Source organism: Bacillus sp. JJ1503 (assembly GCF_036965125.1).
In the GTDB taxonomy this organism is placed as follows: domain Bacteria; phylum Bacillota; class Bacilli; order Bacillales; family Cytobacillaceae; genus Cytobacillus.
The window spans coordinates 1-3290 of the sequence record NZ_JBALOZ010000459.1 but is presented as its reverse complement, the minus strand read 5'-3'; the positions used below and the strand labels follow the sequence as shown (position 1 = coordinate 3290).

4 protein-coding genes and 1 pseudogene are annotated in these 3290 nt (G+C 33.4%); all 5 read right to left on the bottom strand.

The annotated features are described in order from the left end of the window. Nucleotides 1-182: 182 nt before the first annotated feature. Nucleotides 183-1229: a TolB family protein gene (locus V7149_RS25100; RefSeq protein WP_335348285.1), complete on the bottom strand. Its 1047-nt coding sequence runs from the start codon at nt 1227-1229 to the stop codon at nt 183-185. Between the two features lie 41 nt (nt 1230-1270). Then, on the bottom strand, nt 1271-2140 hold the full coding sequence (locus tag V7149_RS25095) for a permease prefix domain 1-containing protein (RefSeq protein ID WP_335348284.1): 870 nt from the start codon (nt 2138-2140) through the stop codon (nt 1271-1273). Then, the gene (locus V7149_RS25090) at nt 2137-2460 is read right to left on the bottom strand and encodes a PadR family transcriptional regulator (protein ID WP_335348283.1); all 324 of its coding nucleotides are present in this window, start codon (nt 2458-2460) and stop codon (nt 2137-2139) included. Before V7149_RS25090 ends, V7149_RS25095 begins: the two co-directional genes overlap by 4 nt. A gap of 280 nt (nt 2461-2740) precedes the next feature. Then, complete coding sequence (locus tag V7149_RS25085; RefSeq protein WP_335348282.1) at nt 2741-3022, bottom strand: hypothetical protein; 282 nt, start codon at nt 3020-3022, stop codon at nt 2741-2743. A 67-nt stretch (nt 3023-3089) separates the two neighbouring features. Continuing rightward, nucleotides 3090-3290: pseudogene (locus tag V7149_RS25080) on the bottom strand (DUF5412 family protein); the annotation flags it as partial.

The following is a 3290-nucleotide window of genomic DNA, read 5'->3' as shown; positions in this document are numbered from 1 at the left end:
AAATAATCTCCTATTTAATTATTACATAAATATCCAATACAATTTACGATTCTTATTCAGTTAAATGCCCCATTCATTAAGAAAATCAAATGCCCTCCTTACTTTAAGAAACCTTGATACCAAAAAATTCTATAAGCATTAAACAACCTACCTAAAGTTGTACCAAACCAGTTTTTATATTTCTATTCAACATTTGAGAATGTAAGTTCTATTTCCTCTACCTGTTCTCCATCGATATTCATTTTATATAGATGGTAATCAGAATCACCTTTGGCGAAATTTCTATCTAACATAAAATAAATAATCCTTCCATCTGAACTTACAACAGGATCACTCACATGCTCCCCAAAATAAGTTAACTGTTTTTCTTCTTTTGTATCTAAATTATATTTATATAATTCGTATTCAAAGGTGCCTCCATCATGAGGATTACTAATGGATTGAAAAATTAGTTTCTTTCCATCAGGAGTGATTGTAAAACTAAAAATAGAAACTTCACGTTTAGAATCAGAAATAATAGACATCTCTTCCGGAGGATCTACAGGAATTTCAAAAACCCTTTGTTTTACTTGGAAGGAATCTTCTGCTGTTTTTACATCTGAATCATCATCTCTACCTATGTAAACACTATCCCCACTAGATGAAACGTTCAATGAATAAATAGAATACTGTTGTAGATTTGTCTTTTGTTCATGTGATTTCTGATTTAGATTAAATTCGTATACATCAAAATTATGTGGTCTTTTCCCTGTAATTGGTGAATAATTTTCAAAAGTTCCAGCTCGTAGGTATAAAAGAGACGGATGGTCCGGCTTAAATTCAATCTCTGTAATAGTCGAAGGATCCGTGAATAGGTCTGTTATTGCCCTATTTTCCATATTATAAAAATGGACCGTACTTATCAGTTCTGTGTCCTTATCTTTATTTGTAGTTATATAAGCCAATATCGAGCCATCATGTGAAAAGGTTGGATCTAGAATCATCGTTTCCTCATCATACTCAGCTACGACTGTATCCATCGACTCCCCTTCATTATGCAAAAACAACTGAGGTTTCCCCTCTTTGTAGGTTACATAGGCAATTGCATTTTGAGATGAAACATCATAATGATTGGAAAGCCCATTCTGTTTTTCGTTTTCTGTTTTGTTTAAAAAAACACCCGTAACCACAAGAGCTATTGTTAAAATAAACAAAAATAGTAATAAAAAAATGAGATTCTTTTTCTGCATTATGTAATCCTTTCTTTTCTTTGTTAGCACTATCAAGAGCATTATCTAAAAAAGAGTACTGGGGCATAAAGCCATAAAAAAATGAGGATACAGGCTGCAATGGGTATCATTCCAATTACAAATGCAATCCGTTTATTTTTCTTTACCAACTTCAATTGTGCCGCATACATACCTACCCAAATAGCAATTGGACTAGCAAATATGACCATCATAAAATGAAATTGTCCAATCATAATAAGACCGCCAACGATTAGAAATAGTGACATCCCTGAAATGATAATTCCACTAGTAATATTCATTCCATGCAAAATCTTGATATACTTTTCATCCGAACTATAATCATAGATTGTTGTTCGATAAACAAGACTAATGCTTAGAGCAATGTTTAACCATACCCAAATAGTTAGACCCACAACGGTCATTGATTGATCTAACTGACTAGTGATTAACCATCCGTATAGTTGTCCAAGTGTGTGGAGTACCAATAAGCCATTTAACCATAGCTTTCTATTAATATGAAAATGTTGATTTAGTGGAAGAAGTAACAACATTGTACTTAAACTCATAGAAATACAAAGCCAGCCGATATAAGCATCCCCTTCAAAAAAAAGACTCGATAGATAAACTCCAATTGTGAAAAGGATGGAAGAAATAGCTAATGTAAGCATTAATTCCTTTCGATAAGGAAATAGTGCTTGTTGAATTTGACTGCCAATTTCTCCTTCTAGTCCAAATAGCTGCATGGCCTTTTCCTCTGCCTTTTCTGGTGTTAAACCCTCTTCCTCCATCAAGTAATCGCGAGAAATCTGAAGGTGGATAAGTAGTTCGTCATAAAGGTCCTCTTTTTCTTTCTTAGAACTCTCTGTATGACGAACAATGTTTTCCACATATTGTTCTAATTTCGATTTCATATAAGACCCTCCGAGCTTCTATGTACTAAATTCTCAATGAGTCTCCAATCCTTTTGTTTCTTCTCTAATTCCTTCGTTCCTGAATCAGAAATTTTATAATACTTCCTCCTCCCTGAAGGAGTTTCTGACCAATAGGACTCAATCAACTGTTTTTTCTCTAGACGTTTTAATGCTGGATAGAGCGTCCCTTCACTCATTTCATATTGATCGTCACTTAGCTGCTTCAGTAATTTAGTAATTTCATACCCATAAAGATCCCTCTGGTTAATAAGCGATAACAGAAGAAGATCAATACTTCCTTTTAACATTTCCCTGTCCATTTCATCACCTGATCTCAAATTTTATATTGATATTGTAATACGATGTACATCGTATTACAAGGTAAAATTGTATATTTTCCCTGAAGTTAATTGCTTAAATCTACTAAATTTATTTTTCAATTATTTCTCCCGAAAAATGAGCGAACCTTCGCTCTTGAGGAATCGCGCCAGATTGTGGAAGATCAAGATAATGGTTATTACTCTTTGTTTGTTAAACTATAGCACCCTTTAGTTGAAGTTTTTTTCATTAAAAAATTTATTCAACAAACTCGCCTGATTATTATGCAATCATCAGACCAACTTTTACACCAAGACCTGTTTCCCAAAAAAATAATAATATTACCATAATGAGGAACCAAGAAATTCGCCATGCTTTGTTAGGGCGTACAAATTGAAGGAAATAAAAGATACCCCAGATGACATACGAAAGCCCAGTTGCAAACCACGTAGAGGAATCTACTCCTCCTCCACTCATTCCAGCCCCAAATAAGGCTAATACATTAAATGAAAATAACAAAAACAAAAAAATTAGGTTATATATATGAAATGCTTTCTTACTCAACTGTATCACCTCCTATCAACTTTCAATTCTTCTTCCACTAACCTACCCCTTTAGTGGAGTAAGAGTATTAGTTTTGGTAGCAAGTCTCATATTCGTCTTTCATTAACAAACTTTTACAAGCCAAACCATTTTCGTGATAAATCTCTTTACCAATTTCTAATTTGATACTTCTATTCGAATTTGGATAATCAGGTTGGTCATTTAGAATGTATAGGGTATCATCATCCAGCCACTCTATAGAAAAATTACTTTTTGCATCACTATAATA

Bases quoted from the DNA above. Each gene is read 5' to 3' on its own strand.
- V7149_RS25090 (WP_335348283.1), bottom strand. From the start codon at position 2,460: ATGGACAGGGAAATGTTAAAAGGAAGTATTGATCTTCTTCTGTTATCG.
- V7149_RS25095 (WP_335348284.1), bottom strand. From the start codon at position 2,140: ATGAAATCGAAATTAGAACAATATGTGGAAAACATTGTTCGTCATACA.
- V7149_RS25100 (WP_335348285.1), bottom strand. From the start codon at position 1,229: ATGCAGAAAAAGAATCTCATTTTTTTATTACTATTTTTGTTTATTTTA.